The sequence below is a fragment of the Kocuria sp. WN036 genome (assembly GCF_002287015.1).
In the GTDB taxonomy this organism is placed as follows: Bacteria; Actinomycetota; Actinomycetes; order Actinomycetales; family Micrococcaceae; genus Kocuria; species Kocuria rosea.
This window is the reverse complement of record NZ_NSKF01000006.1, coordinates 53,433-70,974: the sequence shown is the minus strand read 5'-3', so window position 1 is coordinate 70,974 and position 17,542 is coordinate 53,433. Positions and strand designations below refer to the sequence as shown.

The 17,542-nt window shown below is 74.2% G+C and carries 17 protein-coding genes and 1 riboswitch; of the genes, 16 read left to right on the top strand and 1 reads right to left on the bottom strand.

What is annotated here, in order from left to right; genetic code table 11:
- The first annotated feature begins 5 nt into the window (after window positions 1–5).
- Together CK505_RS05830 and ndk are read left to right on the top strand one after the other, a co-directional pair.
- Window positions 6–440: a DUF4233 domain-containing protein gene (locus CK505_RS05830; protein ID WP_081994585.1), complete on the top strand. Its 435-nt coding sequence runs from the start codon at window positions 6–8 to the stop codon at window positions 438–440.
- A 43-nt stretch (window positions 441–483) separates the two neighbouring features.
- Complete coding sequence (gene ndk, locus CK505_RS05825; protein WP_017834593.1) at window positions 484–900, top strand: nucleoside-diphosphate kinase; 417 nt, start codon at window positions 484–486, stop codon at window positions 898–900.
- A gap of 121 nt (window positions 901–1,021) precedes the next feature.
- On the opposite strand, the gene CK505_RS05820 is transcribed toward ndk, so the two are convergent.
- Window positions 1,022–1,654, bottom strand: coding sequence for a vitamin K epoxide reductase family protein (locus CK505_RS05820; protein ID WP_035930031.1), 633 nt, complete (start codon window positions 1,652–1,654; stop codon window positions 1,022–1,024).
- Window positions 1,655–2,081: 427 nt separating this feature from the next.
- Between CK505_RS05820 and CK505_RS05815 the strand changes: the two genes are divergently transcribed.
- From CK505_RS05815 to rsfS, 14 genes are all read left to right on the top strand, one after another.
- On the top strand, window positions 2,082–5,486 hold the full coding sequence (locus CK505_RS05815) for an Rne/Rng family ribonuclease (RefSeq protein ID WP_255250894.1): 3,405 nt from the start codon (window positions 2,082–2,084) through the stop codon (window positions 5,484–5,486).
- 193 nt (window positions 5,487–5,679) lie between these two features.
- Window positions 5,680–6,414 carry a nuclear transport factor 2 family protein gene (locus CK505_RS05810; protein WP_095650522.1) on the top strand — a complete coding sequence of 245 codons (735 nt, stop codon included), beginning with the start codon at window positions 5,680–5,682 and terminating at the stop codon, window positions 6,412–6,414.
- Between the two features lie 49 nt (window positions 6,415–6,463).
- A riboswitch (TPP riboswitch) is annotated at window positions 6,464–6,557 on the top strand.
- Window positions 6,549–7,424, top strand: coding sequence for a hydroxyethylthiazole kinase (gene thiM, locus CK505_RS05805; protein ID WP_081994586.1), 876 nt, complete (start codon window positions 6,549–6,551; stop codon window positions 7,422–7,424). It overlaps the preceding riboswitch by 9 nt.
- Window positions 7,421–8,104 (top strand): thiamine phosphate synthase, encoded by a 684-nt coding sequence (gene thiE, locus CK505_RS05800; protein WP_095650521.1) that lies wholly within the window; start codon window positions 7,421–7,423, stop codon window positions 8,102–8,104. The genes thiM and thiE overlap by 4 nt, the downstream gene beginning before the upstream one ends.
- A complete protein-coding gene (locus CK505_RS05795) occupies window positions 8,101–9,636 on the top strand; it encodes a bifunctional hydroxymethylpyrimidine kinase/phosphomethylpyrimidine kinase (RefSeq protein WP_095650520.1) in 1,536 nt (511 codons plus the stop codon). The genes thiE and CK505_RS05795 overlap by 4 nt, the downstream gene beginning before the upstream one ends.
- A gap of 220 nt (window positions 9,637–9,856) precedes the next feature.
- Window positions 9,857–10,168, top strand: a complete 312-nt coding sequence (gene rplU / locus CK505_RS05790) for a 50S ribosomal protein L21 (RefSeq protein ID WP_017834600.1) — start codon at window positions 9,857–9,859, stop codon at window positions 10,166–10,168.
- Window positions 10,169–10,228: 60 nt separating this feature from the next.
- Complete coding sequence (gene rpmA / locus CK505_RS05785) at window positions 10,229–10,486, top strand: 50S ribosomal protein L27 (RefSeq protein WP_017834601.1); 258 nt, start codon at window positions 10,229–10,231, stop codon at window positions 10,484–10,486.
- Window positions 10,487–10,628: 142 nt separating this feature from the next.
- Window positions 10,629–12,188, top strand: coding sequence for a GTPase ObgE (gene obgE, locus CK505_RS05780; RefSeq protein WP_095650519.1), 1,560 nt, complete (start codon window positions 10,629–10,631; stop codon window positions 12,186–12,188).
- Window positions 12,189–12,315: 127 nt separating this feature from the next.
- Window positions 12,316–13,569 carry a glutamate 5-kinase gene (proB, locus tag CK505_RS05775; RefSeq protein WP_095650518.1) on the top strand — a complete coding sequence of 418 codons (1,254 nt, stop codon included), beginning with the start codon at window positions 12,316–12,318 and terminating at the stop codon, window positions 13,567–13,569.
- Window positions 13,566–14,924 carry a glutamate-5-semialdehyde dehydrogenase gene (locus CK505_RS05770; RefSeq protein ID WP_303621201.1) on the top strand — a complete coding sequence of 453 codons (1,359 nt, stop codon included), beginning with the start codon at window positions 13,566–13,568 and terminating at the stop codon, window positions 14,922–14,924. The genes proB and CK505_RS05770 overlap by 4 nt, the downstream gene beginning before the upstream one ends.
- A 122-nt stretch (window positions 14,925–15,046) precedes the next feature.
- Window positions 15,047–15,295 carry a hypothetical protein gene (locus tag CK505_RS05765; RefSeq protein WP_017834605.1) on the top strand — a complete coding sequence of 83 codons (249 nt, stop codon included), beginning with the start codon at window positions 15,047–15,049 and terminating at the stop codon, window positions 15,293–15,295.
- Between the two features lie 67 nt (window positions 15,296–15,362).
- Window positions 15,363–16,037 carry a nicotinate-nucleotide adenylyltransferase gene (gene nadD / locus CK505_RS05760; RefSeq protein ID WP_306460803.1) on the top strand — a complete coding sequence of 225 codons (675 nt, stop codon included), beginning with the start codon at window positions 15,363–15,365 and terminating at the stop codon, window positions 16,035–16,037.
- Complete coding sequence (locus CK505_RS05755; RefSeq protein ID WP_095650517.1) at window positions 16,037–16,915, top strand: hypothetical protein; 879 nt, start codon at window positions 16,037–16,039, stop codon at window positions 16,913–16,915. The genes nadD and CK505_RS05755 overlap by 1 nt, the downstream gene beginning before the upstream one ends.
- A 116-nt stretch (window positions 16,916–17,031) precedes the next feature.
- Complete coding sequence (gene rsfS / locus CK505_RS05750; RefSeq protein WP_017834607.1) at window positions 17,032–17,442, top strand: ribosome silencing factor; 411 nt, start codon at window positions 17,032–17,034, stop codon at window positions 17,440–17,442.
- Window positions 17,443–17,542: the final 100 nt, after the last annotated feature.

The following is a 17,542-nucleotide window of genomic DNA, read 5'->3' as shown; positions in this document are numbered from 1 at the left end:
CACGCATGACCAGAGCCCAGCGCGACCGGAGCCCCGGGCAGCCCCGGCCGCGGCGCTCGATCCGCACGATGTTCGCCTCCTCGGTGCTGGTCATGGAGGCGTTCATCGCGTTCTTCGCGGCCCTCACCGCCTACGGTGTCCTCGGCCGGGAGCTCGGGGACGGGGCCCGGACGGCGATCCTGGCCGGCGGGACCGCGCTCGCGCTGCTCCTGGGGCTGGCCCCCGCCGTGCTGGGCCGGCCCTGGGGGTACACGGTCGGCTGGGTCCTGCAGGCCGTGTTCCTGGCCACCGGCTTCGTGCTGCCCACGATGTTCTTCGTGGGCGGACTGTCCGTGCTCGCCTGGTGGTACGCCGTGCGCACCGGGGCGCGGCTGGACCGGGAGAACGCCGCTCGCGACGCCGCCCAGGCGCAGTGGGAGCGGGAGCACCCGGACGGCTAGGCTGGGCACCGACATCCTGGACCCGCACCTCGGAAGGACCCCCATGACCACGGAACGCACCCTCGTCCTCGTCAAGCCCGACGGCGTGGCCCGCGGCCTCACCGGCGAGGTGCTCGCCCGGATCGAGGCGAAGGGCTACCGCCTCGTCGACCTGCGCCTGCTGCACGCGGAGCGCTCCGTGCTGGAGCAGCACTACGCCGAACACCAGGGGAAGCCGTTCTACGAGCCGCTCGTCGAGTTCATGCTGAGCGGTCCGGTCGTGGCCGCCGTCGTCGAGGGCCACCGGGTGATCGAGGGCTTCCGGTCCCTGGCCGGGACCACCGAGCCGACCACCGCCGCGCCGGGCACGATCCGCGGCGACCTCGGCCGGGACTGGGGCGAGAAGGTCCAGCAGAACATCGTGCACGGCTCCGACTCCCCGGAGTCCGCCGAGCGTGAGATCGGCATCTGGTTCGCCTGAGCCCTGCGCCCGCCGGACCCCGGTGCGCACCGACGACGACGGCCTCCGCCCAGCACGGGCGGAGGCCGTTCGTCGTCGGTGCCGTGCCGCGTCCGGCGGAGCCGCACGGCACCGGGCGGGCTCAGGCCGGGAAGATGACCCCGGCGAACCGGACCAGGACGGTCCCGAAGAGCAGCACGAGCAGGGCGGCGGAGACGAACCACGCCCACTGCTCGGCGCCGCGCGCCACGCCGGCCGGCGCCGGCAGCACCCCGCCGCGCAGGTTGCGGGTCGTGGTGTGCACCAGCAGGACGGTCTGCATCACCCACACGAGCATGCAGTACAGGCACAGGGCGTTGATCTCGAAGGTGGTCTGCCACCACAGCCACAGCACGAAGACCCAGCCGAGGGTCACCCCGATCTGCAGCCCCCACCAGTACCAGGCGGCGAACCGCGCACCCGCCAGCACCGCGAGCGCCACGGCCACGACGACCGCGTAGGCGACGATGCCGATAAAGGGGTTGGGGAAGCCGAAGGCCTCCGCCTGGGGCGTGCGCATGACGGTGCCGCAGGACAGCCACGAGTTGATGTCGCAGCTGGTGCGGTGGCCGGCGTCGAGGAAGAGCTGGAGCCGCTCGTACACCAGCGTGGCGGCGCCGTAGAAGCCCAGGAGCCCGGTCACGAGGGCCACGAGGCCCCAGCGCCGGTCGGCGCGGGCGTCCGGGCCGCGGGACACGGCGGGGGAGTCGTCGAGGCGGGGCGGAGTGGAAGTCACACGCCGATCCTAGGCGATGCCCCCTGATGCTCCCCGGGGGCTCTCCCGGCCCCGTGCCCGCGGGTTGCGGGCCGTGACGGACCCAATCCGGCCCGCACCGGGGCGTCTGTGAGATACTGGCCACGGTCGAGCCCGCCCGTACGCGGGATCTCGGCCCAGTCGGACTTCGACCCCAGGTCGGCAGGACCCGCGGCTCTCATCGGATTGAGCGCGTCCGCCGCCGGCCCAAGACCGTTGCCCTCGTGAGCAGCGGCTCGAAGCCCCGGACTGGCTCGTTGCCGTCCCCGCCCGTTCGCGAGGTGTGCGGGACGCGACGGGTACGCACAGGACTTCTGGCCGCCGCGTGGACCCCCACCGGCGATACGCCGACCAAGCAGCTGCGGGGACCGGGTACGGACGGCGTACCGCGGCAGGAGCACAGCTGTATATGGATGCCGAACAGGTGAACCAGGCCGGGGCGCAGGACGCCCTGGACGCTGGTCAGCAGAACACATCGCACGACGCCCGCCGGGACCTCCCGGTGGCGGAGGCAACGGTGCAGGACACCGCCCCCGAGGTGCCGGGCCACGTGCCCGAGGAGCCGTCGGAGGACGCGCCGGCCGTGCCGGACACTGCCCCCGAGGTCTCGGGCCACGTGCTCGAGGAGCCGTCGGAGGACGCGCGTCCCGCGCCGGACACCGTCCCGGAGGCCGGACCCGACACGCCGGGCGAGGTCCCGGACGAGCCGGCGGAGGTTGCGCCGGCCACCGGCGAGCCGGTGGAGGCCGCGCTGTCCGCGCCGGCCACCGGCGACGCCGCGGGGACCGACACCCTCGACGTCGCGCCCGGGACCGCGGTCCCCGGCGACGAGCGCCCCGGTGCGGTGGCCGAGGAGGCCGCCGCGCCCGCGAACCCCGCGCCCGGCACGCCCGGTGCCGAGGAGGCCGCCGAGGGCGTCGAGCCCGCCGGCGAGACCGAGGACCTGGGCCCCGGGGCCCCGGCCGCCGACGCGCCGGACGGAGCCGGGCAGGACTCCGCCCCGTCCGCCGGGGACGATCGCGCGGACTCCGATGACGGCGCGGACACCGACGACGAGGACACCGACGACGACGGGGAGCCGCGCACGGCGCCGGCCGCCGCGGTGACGGCGACCTCGCTCATGTTCCACGCCCCGGACCTCGACGAGCTGCGCGAGGCCGCTCAGCAGCGCGCCGCCCGGCGCCGGGAGGCGCGGCGCCGCCAGCAGGAGGAGAACGCCTCCGCCGAGGACCCGGGCGACGGTCCCGAGGAGCCGGACACGGCGGAGCTCGCCGACGAGGGTGAGGAGGCCGGCCAGGGGACCGGCGGGAGCGCCACCAGCCGCCGCCGTCGGCGCCGCCGCCGCGGCGAGGTCGACATGGAGCTCGTGGGCGGCAGCGACGACGACCCGCCCAACACGGTGACCCGGGTCCGGGCGCCCCGCGCCGCGGAGACCGCCACGGTCGACGAGGTCGTGGCCGTGAAGGGCTCCACGCGGCTCGAGGCCAAGAAGCAGCGCCGGCGCGAGTCCCGCCAGACGGGCCGCCGCCGCCAGGTGATCACCGAGGCCGAGTTCCTGGCCCGCCGCGAGTCGGTCGAGCGGCAGATGCTGGTCCGGCAGAAGGACAACCGGATCCAGATCGGCGTCCTCGAGGACGGCGTCCTGGCCGAGCACTTCGTCTCGCACACCCAGCAGGACTCCCTGATCGGCAACGTCTACGTGGGCAAGGTGCAGAACGTGCTGCCGTCCATGGAGGCCGCGTTCATCGACATCGGCCGGGGCCGCAACGCCGTGCTCTACGCCGGCGAGGTCAACTGGGACGCGTCGCGGCTCGAGGGCGGGCCGCGCCGGATCGAGGTCGCGCTGAAGTCCGGGGACTCGGTCCTGGTGCAGGTCACCAAGGACCCGGTGGGGCACAAGGGCGCCCGGCTCACGAGCCAGATCTCCCTGCCCGGCCGGTACCTGGTCTACGTCCCGGGCGGGTCGATGACCGGGATCTCCCGGAAGCTGCCCGACGTGGAGCGCGCCCGGCTGAAGAAGATCCTCAAGGACCGTCTGCCGGACGGGGCGGGCGTCATCGTGCGCACCGCCGCCGAGGGGGCCTCCGAGCAGGAGCTCACCCACGACATCAACCGGCTGCGAGCCCAGTGGGAGCAGATCCAGGAGCGGGCCGGGTCGACCAGGACGCTCGCGCCCGAGATGCTCTACGCGGAGCCGGACCTCACGATCAAGACGGTGCGCGACGTCTTCAACGAGGACTTCACCACCATGGTCGTCCAGGGCGACGAGGCGTGGGACAACATCGAGGCGTACGTGACCTACGTCGCACCGGACCTGCTCGACCGGCTCAAGAAGTGGGACGAGGACGAGGACCTGTTCGTGAACTACCGCGTGGAGGAACAGATCCAGAAGGCACTCGAGCGCAAGGTCTTCCTGCCCTCGGGCGGCTCGCTCGTCATCGACCGCACCGAGGCGATGACGGTGGTCGACGTGAACACCGGCAAGTTCACCGGCTCCGGGGGCAACCTCGAGGAGACCGTCACCAAGAACAACCTGGAGGCGGCCGAGGAGATCGTCCGGCAGCTGCGGCTGCGGGACATCGGCGGGATCATCGTGATCGACTTCATCGACATGGTCCTGGAGTCCAACCGGGACCTCGTGCTGCGCCGGCTGGTGGAGTGCCTGGGCCGGGACCGCACCAAGCACCAGGTGGCGGAGGTGACCTCGCTGGGCCTCGTGCAGATGACCCGCAAGCGCATGGGCACCGGCCTGCTGGAGGTGTTCTCCGAGCCGTGCGAGCACTGCGCCGGCCGCGGCGTGGTGGTCCACGACCAGCCGCTCGAGGGCCGCTCCGGCGGCGTCACGAGCGAGTCCCGCGACCAGCGGCCGAACCGCACGGAGCGCAAGCGCGGCCGCGGGGGCCGCAGCGAGCAGCAGCCCGCCCGGACGGAGCAGCGCTCCGCCGAGGCCGATCCCGCGGAGAAGGCCAAGGCCGAGGCCGCGCGGACGGCGTTCGCGACGATCGCCGCCGCCACCCACCACGAGGAGGCGGCCGCGGACGAGCCGGAGCGCGCCGAGGAGGCCGCCCAGCCGGCGGAGTCCCGGCCCGAGGGCTCGGGGCGCTCCCGGAAGAAGCGCCGCGGCAAGCGCAGCCGCGGACGTGGCCAGGGCGGGGACACCGCCGCCGAGCAGCAGCCGGAGGAGGGGGAGGACACCGCCCCCGCCGCCCCGGAGCAGCTCCCCGCCGAGGGGGCGCCGGGCGAGCAGGGCTCGCGCCTGACCATCAACGGCGAGGTCATCGAGCTGCCGCAGGGCCACGCCGTGGTCGTCGAGCCCGCCGAGGCCCGGCCGCTGAGCCTGGACTCCCTCGCGGAGGTCTTCGGGCAGCGGGGACCGGACGCCGGCTCCGCCGCCCCGGAGGCCGCCGCCGAGGCGGTCACCGGTGCGGATGACGCCGCGGAGGGGGCCACCGCCGCGGCGGAGGCCCCGGCCCAGGAGAGCACGGCCCAGGAGAGCACGGCCCAGGAGAGCACGGCACAGGAGCGCACGGAGCGGCAGGCGCCCGCTCCCGCCGCGGCGGTCGCCGCGGAGCAGGCGGACGTCGAGCCCGTGCGGCCCCGGCGGCGCTCCCGGCGGGCCTCGGCCCCGGCGGCGCGGCCCGGCGAGGCCGAGGTGACCGCCGGCCGGGCGGCCGCCGCGGAGGGCGCCCGGCACGAGGCGAAGACCGTCGCCCAGCGCGCCCCGGAGGAGTCCTCCCGCCGGGCGCCGACCGTCGTCGGCGTCGGCGTCAAGGCCGAGGACCTCACCAGCGGCCGGCCCGCCGACCGGGGCTGACCCGCCCCGCCGAGCAGCACCACGGAGGACCCCGACCGGCACGGTCGGGGTCCTCCGTCGTCGCGGACCGTCACGGACCGTCCCGGCCTGCCCGCCCTCCGTGCGGCGGCGTACCGTGGTGCGCACCACAGCACACCCGGGGCCGCCGTCCCGTCCGCCGGGAGAGCGGCCGCCCGCTCCAGGGAGCATCGCCATGACCAGTGCAGACACCATCCGCACCACCGGCACGGAACTGTTCGTCCACCGGGATCCGTCGGCCGTGGACCGTCACTACACGGAGGACTTCGTCCAGCACTCGCCGCTCGCGCCGGACGGGCGCGAGGGTCTCAGGCAGTTCGTGCAGAGCATGCCCGAGGACTTCCGCGTGGACATGGTCCGGATGCTCGACGACCACGGGACGGTGGCCGTCCACTCGGTGTACGAAGGGCTCGGTCCGGAGCCGCTGGTCGGCTTCGACGTCTTCCGGGTGGAGGACGGACGGATCGCCGAGCACTGGGACGTCTTCGAGGCCCTGCGCACGGGCCCCGACGGCGCCCGCCCCCAGCTCGACGGTCCCGTCGCGGTCACGGACCACGAGCGGACGCAGGGCAACAAGCGCATCGCCGCCGAGTGGGTCGAGGCCGCCCTCGTCGGGGGCGACCGCCACGCCGTCCAGGACCACCTGAGCCCCCGGGGCTGCATCGAGCACACCGGCGGCACGCCGGACGGCCCGCAGCCCGCGTACCAGCGGCTGCGCCGCGTGGTCGGCGAGGGGAACTTCGTGCTGACCGTCGCGGAGGCCGTTCCCGGAGGGAACAGCGACGGGGGATCCACCGGAACGGTCGCCTGCTACGACCTCTGGCGCCTCGACGACGGCCGGATCGTGGAGCACTGGGGCGTCTCGCAGCCGGTGCCCGAGCGGATGGCGCACGCCAACGGCATGTTCTGATCCCGTGCGGGGTCCGTGCCGGCTCCCGCACGACGACTAGACTGGCAGGACACCAGACACGGGGTGCCGCACGAGCGGCTGAGAACACACCCGTCGAACCTGATCTAGCCAGTACTAGCGAAGGGATGTCGCAGATGCGCGATGCCGTACCCCCGTCCGACCGCACACCAGGACCCGGGAGGCCGCTGCCGCCGGACCCCGCGCTCGCCGAGGACGCCGCCGCGGCCCTGGCGGACCTGCGCGCCGCGGCGCCGCTGGTGCAGTGCATCACCAACGCCGTGGTCACCAACTTCACCGCCAACGTGCTGCTCGCCGTGGGCGCGTCCCCGGCGATGACCGACATCCAGGGCGAGGGCGGGGTCTTCGCGGAGCTCGCCGACGGCCTCCTCGTCAACACCGGCACGCCCACCGCCGAGCAGCGCGGCGCCGCCTATGAGGCCGTCGGGGCCCGGCGCCGCGCGGGCCGGGCCTGGGTCCTGGACCCGGTGGCGGTGGGTGCCCTGCCCGTGCGCACGGCGCTGGCCCGCGACCTGCTCGGGTTCGAGCCGGCGATCGTGCGCGGCAACGCCTCCGAGGTCATCGCCCTCGCCGGCGGCGCCGGCGGCCGCGGCACGGACGCGACCCACGGCGTCGACGCGGCCCGGGACGCCGCCGCTGCGCTCGCCGAGCGGGCCGGCTCGGCGGTGGCCGTGTCCGGGCCCGTGGACCTCGTGCGCTCCCCGGACGGCACGGTGGTCCGGGTGCCGCACGGCACGCCCCTGCTGACCCGCATCACCGGCGGCGGGTGCGCCCTGGGTGCCCTCATGGCGGCGTTCACCGCCGTGCGCACGGACCCGGCCGCCGCGGCGGTGGCCGCCACCACGGTGTACACCCTCGCGGCCGAGGACGCGGCCGCCGACTCCGCCGGGCCCGGCTCCTTCGCCGTGGCGCTGCTGGACCGGCTGCACGCCGTCACCCCGGAGGGGATCGCCGCCCGGGCGGAGCTCGTGCGCGAGGAGGTCGCCCGGTGAGCCCGAGCCTCGACCCCGCGGCCCTGTCCCTGCACCTGGTGACGGACACCGCCCTGAGCGCTCCCCGGGCGGTCCCGGACGTCGTGGCCGCCGCCGTGCGCGGCGGAGCCACCATGGTCCAGGTGCGGGAGAAGGACGCCCCGGTCCGCGAGCTCGTCGCCCTGCTGACGGCCGTCGCCGAGCGCGTGGGCCGGGAGGTGCCCGTGCTCGTGGACGACCGCGCCGACGTGTACCTCGCCGCCCGCGCGGCCGGCGCCCCCGTGGCCGGCGTGCACGTGGGCCAGTCGGACCTGCCCGTGGCGCTCGCCCGGGAGATCTGCGGCCCGCACGCCGTGCTCGGCCTCAGCGCCGCCACGGCGGAGGAGCTCGATGCTGCCGCCGCGCTGCCGGCCGGGACGGTCGACTACCTGGGCGTCGGGGCGGTGCGGGCGACCCGCACCAAGCCCGACCACCCCGAGCCGCTGGGCGTCGAGGGCTTCGCCCGCGCCGCGGCCCGCACGGCCCTGCCCTGCCTGGCCATCGGCGGGGTGCGGGTCGAGGACGCCCCCGGCCTGCGCGCCGCCGGCGCCGCGGGGCTGGCCGTGGTCTCCGGGATCTGCGCCGACCCGGACCCCGCCGCCGCGGCCGCTCGCTACCTGCGGGCCTTCACCGCCGTGCCCGCCGGGGAGGTGGCCCCGTGACCGCCCGCGTGCCCCGCGTCCTGGCCATCGCCGGCACCGACCCCACGGGCGGCGCCGGCCAGCACGCGGACCTCAAGTCGATCGCCGCGATGGGCGGCTACGGGATGAGCGCCGTCACCGCCGTCGTCGTCCAGAACACCGTGGGCGTGCGCGACATCCACGTCCCGCCGGTCGAGTTCCTCTCGGCACAGCTGGACGCGGTCGCCGAGGACGTCGAGATCGACGCCGTCAAGATCGGGATGCTCGGGTCCGTGCCGGTCATCGAGGCCGTCACCCGGTGGCTCGGGACCCACCGGCCGCCGGTCGTGGTCCTGGACCCCGTCATGGTCGCGACCTCCGGGGGCCGCCTGCTGGAGCGCGAGGCCGAGGACGCCCTGCGCGCGATGCTCGGCCTCGCCGACCTGATCACCCCGAACCTGCAGGAGCTCGCCGTGCTCGCCGGGGAGGACACGGCGTCGTCGTGGGACGAGGCCCTCGCGCAGGGCCACCGCGTGGCCCGCGCCCACGGCACCCTGGTGCTCGTCAAGGGCGGGCACCTCACGGGGGACCGGACGCCCGACGCGCTCGTGGGCCCGGACGCCCCCGAGCCCCTCGTGGCCTTCGACGGCGCCCGCGTGCCCACCGAGAACTCCCACGGCACCGGCTGCTCCCTCTCCTCGGCCCTGGCCACCCTCCAGGCCCGGCACGGGGACTGGCCCCGGAGCCTGCGGATCGCCCGGAACTGGCTGCGCGGGGCCCTCGAGGCCGCCGGGGACCTCGAGGTCGGCCACGGCAGCGGGCCCGTCCACCACTTCCACCACGTCCAGGACGCCCTCGAGAGCTGGGGCACGGCGCCGGAGCGGTTCACCGACGAGCTGTGGGAGGCCTCCGCGGCCGTGCGGCGGGAGATCGAGGAGCTGGAGTTCGTCCGCCTCCTCGGCGACGGCCGGCTCGAGCCGGACCGCTTCCTCGCCTACCTCGACCAGGACCTGCAGTACCTCGACGGCTACAGCCGGGCGCTGGCCCTGCTGGCCGCCAGGGCGCCCGACGAGGAGCAGCGGCTGTTCTTCGCCGCCGGCGCCGTGTCCTGCACCGAGACCGAGGCGCAGCTGCACCGGGCCCGGCTGCGGCACGCCGGGGACGGCGGAGCCCGGGCCGGCAGTGCCCGGGACGGCCTCGGCGAGGTGACGCGGCGCTACACCACGTTCCTGCTCGCGGCCACCGCCGCCGAGCCCTACCCGGTGGGCCTGGCCGCCGTGCTGCCGTGCTACTGGGTCTACGCGGACGTGGGCCGCCACCTGAACGAGCTCGCCGCGGCCGACGGGACCGACGGGCACCCCTACGCGGACTGGCTGGCCACGTACGCGGACGAGGGATTCCAGGAGGCCACCCGCACGGCCCGCCGGCTGCTCGACGACGCCGCCCGCGCGGCCCCTGCGGACGTCCGGGCGAGGATGCGGGAGGTGTTCCTGGAGGCCTGCGCGCTCGAGCGGGACTTCTTCGCCGCGCCGGTGGCGGAGCGCCGGTTGGCGGGCGCTGACCGGATCGAGTAGTCTTGATCTTCGGTGCCCTGCCGGTGCGCGCGTGTAAAAACTCGACACCCCACCTGGCGGCACATGCGGGTGCAGTTCCTGAATTGCGGCGAACCTGCGCTGACCTCGGCCTAGTCCCACGGGCCGGTCACCGTCAGCTCGTCTCAACGTCGTTGGTCCTGACAGGTATGCGCTCGACCCACACTGTTTACACATGACGTCGAGAGAAGTGAGTTCCCAAGTGGTGTACGCGATTGTCCGCGCTGGCGGCCGCCAGGAAAAGGTTTCCGTCGGAGACCTCGTTACCCTTGACCGCGTCGCCGGCGGAGCAGGCAGCACCATCGAGCTCCCTGCCCTGCTGCTGGTCGACGGGGACAAGATCACCTCGGATGCCCAGACCCTGGCGAGCGTCAAGGTCACGGCCGAGATCGTCGAGAACCTCCGCGGTCCCAAGATCTCCATCCAGAAGTTCAAGAACAAGACCGGCTACAAGAAGCGCCAGGGCTTCCGTGCCGAGCTGACCACCGTGAAGGTGACCGGCATCGACGCCTGACCGGCCCGGTCCCCGTCCAAACTCCACCAGCCAGTAAAGACCCGAAGGTAGGCACACCTCATGGCACACAAGAAGGGCGCGAGCTCCACTCGCAACGGTCGCGACTCCAACGCGCAGTACCTCGGCGTGAAGCGCTTCGGCGGCCAGACCGTCAACGCCGGCGAGATCCTCGTCCGGCAGCGCGGCACGCACTTCCACCCCGGCCTCAACGTCGGCCGCGGTGGCGACGACACCCTGTTCGCCCTGGCCGCCGGTCAGGTCGAGTTCGGCACCCGCCGGGGCCGCAAGGTCGTCAACATCCAGGCTGCCGCAGAGTAGTCCACAGGGCCGGCGCTGCCGGCCCCGGTGCGGGTCACGACCCGCACCACCCATGTTTGGTCTGTAGAGGGTGGGTGCGTCCAGCGCCCGCCCTCTACAGTCTTAACGTGGCCCGTCCGTTCTTGAACCAGAGGAGTTCCCCGTGGCCAGTTTCGTCGACCGCGTCGTCCTGCACGTCTCCGGCGGCTCCGGCGGGCACGGCTGCGTGTCCATCCGCCGCGAGAAGTTCAAGCCGCTCGGCGGGCCGGACGGCGGCAACGGGGGGGACGGCGGCAGCGTGGTGCTGCGCGTGGACGGCCAGACCACCACGCTGCTGAACTACCACCACGCCCCGCACCAGTCCGCCCCCAACGGCGGACCCGGAAAGGGCGACCTCCGCCACGGGCACAAGGGCGAGGACCTCGTGCTGTCCGTCCCCGACGGCACCGTGGTCAAGGACCAGGACGGCAACGTCCTGGCCGACCTCGTGGGCCAGGGCTCCGAGTTCGTGGCCGCCCCCGGCGGGCAGGGCGGGCTGGGCAACGCCGCGCTGGCCTCGGTCAAGCGGAAGGCCCCCGGCTTCGCGCTCCTCGGCACGCCGGGCTCGGCCCGGGACGTGGTCCTGGAGCTGAAGTCCATCGCCGACATCGCCCTGGTCGGCTACCCCTCCGCCGGCAAGTCCAGCCTGATCGCCGCGATCAGCGCCGCCCGCCCCAAGATCGCCGACTACCCGTTCACCACGCTCGTCCCGAACCTCGGCGTGGTGGAGGCCGGGGACGTGCGCTACACCGTGGCGGACGTCCCGGGCCTGATCCCCGGCGCCTCCGAGGGCAAGGGCCTGGGGCTGGAGTTCCTCCGCCACGTTGAGCGCTGCGCCGCGCTCGTGCACGTCCTCGACTGTGCGACCCTCGAGCCCGGGCGGGACCCGGTCTCCGACCTCGAGACGATCGAGGCGGAGCTCGCCGGCTACGCCGTCGACGGCGACCTCGACGGCGGCCAGGCGGTGCCGCTCAACGACCGGCCCCGGCTCGTGGTGCTGAACAAGATCGACGTCCTCGAGGCCCGGGAGCTCGCCGAGTTCGTGCGGCCCGAGCTCGAGTCCCGCGGCTACCGCGTGTTCGAGATCTCCACCGCCTCCCACGAGGGGCTGCGGCAGCTGACCTTCGCCATGGGCGAGGTCGTGCAGGAGGCCCGGGCGACCCGCCCCGCCCCGGCGGAGGCCCCGCGGGTCGTGCTGCGACCCAAGGGGGTGCGCGGACCCGAGTTCACCATCACCCGGGAGGAGCGCAACCTCGAGCCGCTGTGGCACGTGCGCGGCGACAAGCCCGACCGGTGGATCCTGCAGACCGACTTCAACAACGAGGAGGCCGTCGGCTACCTCGCCGACCGGCTCGCGAAGCTCGGTGTCGAGACGGAGCTGTTCAAGCAGGGCGCCCGGCCCGGCGACGCCGTGCTCATCGGCCCCGAGGACGACGGCGTGGTCTTCGACTGGGAGCCCACGATGGTCGGCGGCGCCGAGCTGCTGGCCGGGCCCCGCGGCACCGACCTGCGCTTCGCGGACATCGACCGTCCCACCCGCGAGCAGAAGCGCCAGCAGTACCAGGACCGCAAGGGCGCCAAGGCCGCCGCCCGCGCCGAGCTCGAGGCCGAGCGCTCCGCCGGGGTGTGGACCGAGTCGGTCGACGCCCGGCGCGGCGAGGCCCCGGCCGGCACCGACGACTGAGCCCGCCTGCGGGGCGGACGGCGGCCGCACGTGCCGGGAGCCCCCAGGCCACCACCCGACGACCGACCCGACACACCGACTGACCCGACACACCGACGACGCCCACCGGACGAGGGAGACGCCCAGGATGAACGAGCAGACGAACGAGATCGACGTCGAGCAGCTCGAGGAGGTCGCGGAGAAGTCCGCGGTCCAGCTCAGCAGCGAGAACCGCGGCAAGAACCGGCGCAGCCCCATCGAGCGCCGCGAGGACATCCCGCGCGCCCACCGCGTGGTGGTCAAGGTCGGCTCGTCCTCGCTGACGTCCATCGAGAGCTCGATCGACGAGCAGGCCGTGCGGATGATCGTCGACGCCCTCGGCGAGACGAAGGCCCGCGGCATCGAGCTCGTGTTCGTGTCCTCGGGCGCCATCACGGCCGGCCTGGCGCCCCTGGGGCTGTCCCGGCGGCCGAAGAACCTGGCCGGCAAGCAGGCGGCCGCGGCCGTGGGCCAGGGCCTGCTCATGGGCCGCTACATCGAGTCCTTCGCCCGCTACGGCGTCACGGTGGGCCAGGTGCTGGTCACCGCCGAGGACCTGATGCGGCGCAGCCACTACAAGAACACCCACCGCCAGATCGAACGGCTCCTGGACTTCGGCGTGCTGCCCATCGTCAACGAGAACGACGCCGTGTCCAGCCAGGAGATCAAGTTCGGCGACAACGACCGGATCGCCGCCCTGATCGCCCACCTGATCAAGGCCGACGTCCTGCTGCTGCTCTCCGACGTCGACGCCCTCTACACCATGGACCCCCGCAAGGGCGGGGAGCGGATCCCGGTGGTGAACGACCCCATCAAGGACCTCGAGGGCGTGCAGATCGGGTCGGTCGGCCGCGCCGGCGTCGGCTCCGGCGGCATGGTCACCAAGGTCCAGGCGGCCCGGATCGCCGCGGCCTCGGGCATCCCCGCGCTCGTCACCTCGGCCCAGAACATCACCCACGCCCTGGACGGCGAGGACGTCGGCACCTGGTTCGCGACCTCCGGCGGGCGGCGCAACGTCCGGCTGCTGTGGCTGGCCCACCTCGCGGACATCAAGGGCTCCCTGACCCTCGACCCTGGCGCCGTCGAGGCGATCCGCGACCGCAACTCGCTGCTGGCCGCCGGGGTCACCGGCGTGTCCGGGACCTTCGAGGCGGGGGAGCCCGTCTCGCTGCGGGACGAGGAGGGCAAGGAGATCGCCCACGGGCTCAGCAACTACTCCTCGGACGAGATCCCGCCGATGCTCGGCAAGTCCACCTCCGTGCTGGCGGAGGAGCTCGGGGACGACTACAGCCGGGAGCTCGTGCACGTGGACAACCTCGTGGTCCTGCGCGCCCGCGGCGCACGGACTAAACTGAAGAAATGACTTCCGCCGCACACGATTCCGTGACCACCGACGAAGCCACCCGCACGACCGGCAAGGCGGTCGTGACCGACACCGGCGTCATCGCCACCTTCGGGGAGGACCCCGTCGCCGGCGTCGCCGCGATGGCCGACGACGCCCGGGACTCCGCCCGCGTCCTGGGCCGCGCCACCCGGGCCTGGAAGGACCGGGCGCTGCTCGCCATCGCCGACCGCATCGAGCGCAAGCAGGACGTGGTGCTCGCCGCGAACGCCAAGGACCTCGAGCGCGGCCGCGTGAACGGGACCTCCACCGCCCTCCTGGACCGGCTCAAGCTGGACGCCGAGCGGATCACCGGCCTGGCCGAGAGCCTGCGCGAGCTCGCCGCGCTGCCCGACCCCGTGGGCGGGTTCGTCCGCGGCAGCACCCTGCCCAACGGCCTGCGGATGCGCCAGGTGCGCGTGCCGATGGGCGTGGTCGGCGCCATCTACGAGGCCCGCCCCAACGTCACCGTGGACATCGCCGGGATCGCCCTGAAGTCCGGCAACGCGGTGCTGCTGCGCGGCGGCTCGGCCGCGGAGGAGTCCAACCGGGCCCTCGTGGGCGTCATCCGGGACTCCCTGGCCGACGTGAAGCTGCCCGTGGACTGCGTCCAGAGCGTCGACGAGTACGGCCGCGAGGGCGCGAACGCGCTCATGGCGGCCCGCGGGAAGGTCGACGTCCTCATCCCGCGCGGCGGGCACGGTCTGATCCAGTCCGTCGTCCAGAACGCCAAGGTCCCCGTCATCGAGACCGGCGAGGGCAACGTCCACCTCTTCGTCGACCACTCGGCGTCGAAGAAGATGGCCGTGGACGTGGTCGTCAACTCCAAGACCCACCGCACGAGCACGTGCAACACCACGGAGACCCTCCTGCTGCACCGCGGCTTCGAGCACGGGGCCGCCGTGCTCGCGGCCCTCGACCGGGCCGGCGTCACGCTGCACGTGGACGAGCGGGCCGAGGCCCTGCTGCCGGCCGGCAGCCACCACCTGCGCGCCACCGACGAGGACTGGGGCACCGAATACCTGTCCATGGACCTGGCCGTGAAGGTGGTGGACTCCCTGGACGAGGCGCTCCAGCACATCGACCGGTGGTCCACCCGGCACACCGAGGCGATCGTGACCAACGACCTCGCCTCCGCCGAGCGGTTCGTCGCCGAGATCGACGCCGCCGCGGTCATGGTCAACGCCTCCACCCGCTTCACCGACGGGGGCCAGCTGGGTCTCGGCGCCGAGATCGGCATCTCCACCCAGAAGATGCACGCGCGCGGACCCATGGGCCTGGAGGAGCTGACCACCACGAAGTGGATCGTCCAGGGCGACGGGCACGTCCGCGCCTGAGCCCCGGACGCGGCGGGCCCGCCGCGGATTCAGTACGATGAGAGCCGTCCGGGCCAGCCGGCCGAGGCGGCAGGGCCGTCCACCGACCACCCGCCGCCACGCCGGCGACAGAAGGGATCCCCATGTTTCAGCAGACCGTCACCACCGTCCTCGCAGCCGCCGAGGGCGGGCACGCCGCCGCCGAGGCCGGAGTTCCCCCGTGGGTCTGGGGCGCCTCCGTGTTCGTCGTGCTGATCGGCCTCATGGTGGTGACGCTCTCCTTCGCGAACCGGGGCCTCAGCCCGGAGGTCGGCCAGCACCAGGACCCCGCCGACCTGCCCGCGGACGAGCGAGCCATGCTCGACGAGTACGCGGCCAAGCGCCACGGCTGAGCCGGGGAACCCCATCGTCGTGACGACCGCTCCGCAGGACACCGCCGCCCGGACCCGGGGCCTGCCCCTGACGGGCACGGCCGTCCCGCCCCGGAGGCCGGGCCGCACCCGGCTCGGCGTCATGGGCGGGACGTTCGACCCCATCCACCACGGCCACCTCGTGGCCGCGTCCGAGGTGGCGGGGGAGTTCGACCTCGACGAGGTCGTGTTCGTCCCGACCGGGCACCCCTGGCAGAAGGCCGCCGGGGCGGTGAGCCCCGCGGAGCACCGCTACCTCATGACGGTGATCGCCACGGCCTCCAACCCGCGGTTCACGGTCAGCCGGGTGGACATCGAGCGGGACGGTCCCACGTTCACGGTCGACACCCTGCGGGACCTGAAGCGGCAGCGCCCGGAGGCGGACCTGTTCTTCATCACGGGCGCGGACGTCATGGCGGAGATCCTGACGTGGAAGGGCGCCGAGGAGCTCTGGCAGCTCGCCCACTTCGTCGGCGTCACCCGGCCGGGCCACGACCTGGCCGCGCCCGTGGGCTCCAGCGGCGTGAACCTGCTCGAGGTGCCCGCGATGGCGATCTCCTCCACGGACTGCCGCGCCCGCGTGGCCGAGCACAAGCCCGTTTGGTACCTCGTGCCCGACGGCGTGGTGCAGTACATCAACAAGTACGGCCTCTACCTCGGACCCGAGGACGGGACGACGACGGACCACGTCGGCGCCCGCGGCGTCTCGGCGAAGGCACCCTGATGGCCGGCGAGGACGACGTGCGGGACGGCGCCGCACCGGACCCCGACTGGGCCCCGGCGCCGCCGCCCTCCGGACCGGCGCCCATCATCGACCTCGGGGGGGACGGCGTGCCGGTCCGCCCCGTCAAGCCCCTCGGGCCGCGGCGGCTGGCCCGTCTGCAGCGCGAGCTGGCCGAGCGCGCCCGCGAGCTCGAGGAGGCCGGCGCCGGCCCGGCGGACCCCGAGCTGCTCGAGAAGCAGCGCCGGTTCGCGGAGCTCGCCGCCCAGGCCGGCGCCGCGCAGGCCGACCCGGGCGCTGACACCGCGGTCCGGGAGCCGGTGGCGGCTCCGGAGGCCCCGGCGCCCGGCTCCGCACCGCCCGGCCCGGGGCAGCCCGCTGCGGCCCCGCGTCCTCCGGCGGTGCCGGAGGACCCGCAGGAGCCGCTCGAGCAGATCACCGTCGTGTTCCCCGGCGGCGGCCCGGACGGGCCGGACGAGCACGTGTCCCACGACCCGGTGCACGTCGACCCGGCCCTGTTCAGCAACCGGCTCGCCCCGGAGGACCTGGCGGCGCTCACGCACATCGAGATCGTCGCGCCCACGGATCCCGAGCACCACGGCTCCACACCGGTCGCGCCCGCCGCGGCCGGTGACCACGAGGAGCACGGGCACGCGGAGGACCCACCGGCTCCGCCGGGGGCCGTTCCGTCCGGGCCCGCGGCGTCGTGGCCCGCGGCCGAGGACGATCCGCCGGCCGCCCCCGTGCCGGCCAGCACCGCCGAGGGGCTCGAGCTGCTGGAGCCCCGGGAGTACCGCCGCCGCACGAACGGCGCCTGGTGGTTCCTGCTGCTGGCGGTGCTCGCGGCCCTCGCCGTCGTGCTCGTGCTGTTCGTGCTCTGAGCACCCCGCCGGCTCCACCGCACCGACCGTTCCCGCACCACCCGTACCTGCACGACTCGTCCACTCCAACCGTCCCCACGGGACGGGACCTCCGGTTCGCCGGGAAAGGATCCTCCTTGACTGTCAACGATCTCTCCCTCTCCATCCTCCAGGTCGCGGCCGCCGCGGCGGACGCCAAGCAGGCCCACGACATCGTGGCCCTCGACGTCAGCGAGGCCCTGGGCATCACCGACGCCTTCCTCGTCGCCTCCGCCTCCAACGAGCGGCTCGTCAACGCCGTGGTCGACGAGATCGAGGAGAAGCTCGTCGAGCGCCTCGAGCTGCGCCCGATCCGCCGCGAGGGCCGCTCCGAGGGGCGCTGGGTGCTCCTGGACTACGGCGACGTCGTGATCCACGTGCAGCACGACGAGGACCGGGCGTTCTACGCCCTCGAGCGGCTGTGGCGGGACAGCCCCGTGGTGGACCTCGGACCGCTCTCCGGCCGGACCGCCGCGGCCCCCGCCACCGACGATTTGCCTGGAGCCTGATCGGCTGTCTACTATGAATGCGTTGCCCAGCGAGGCGCTGGAACAACCGGAAAAGGGTGACTGAAAAGGAGCCCGTGAAGGTTGTGATAATGTCTCCGAG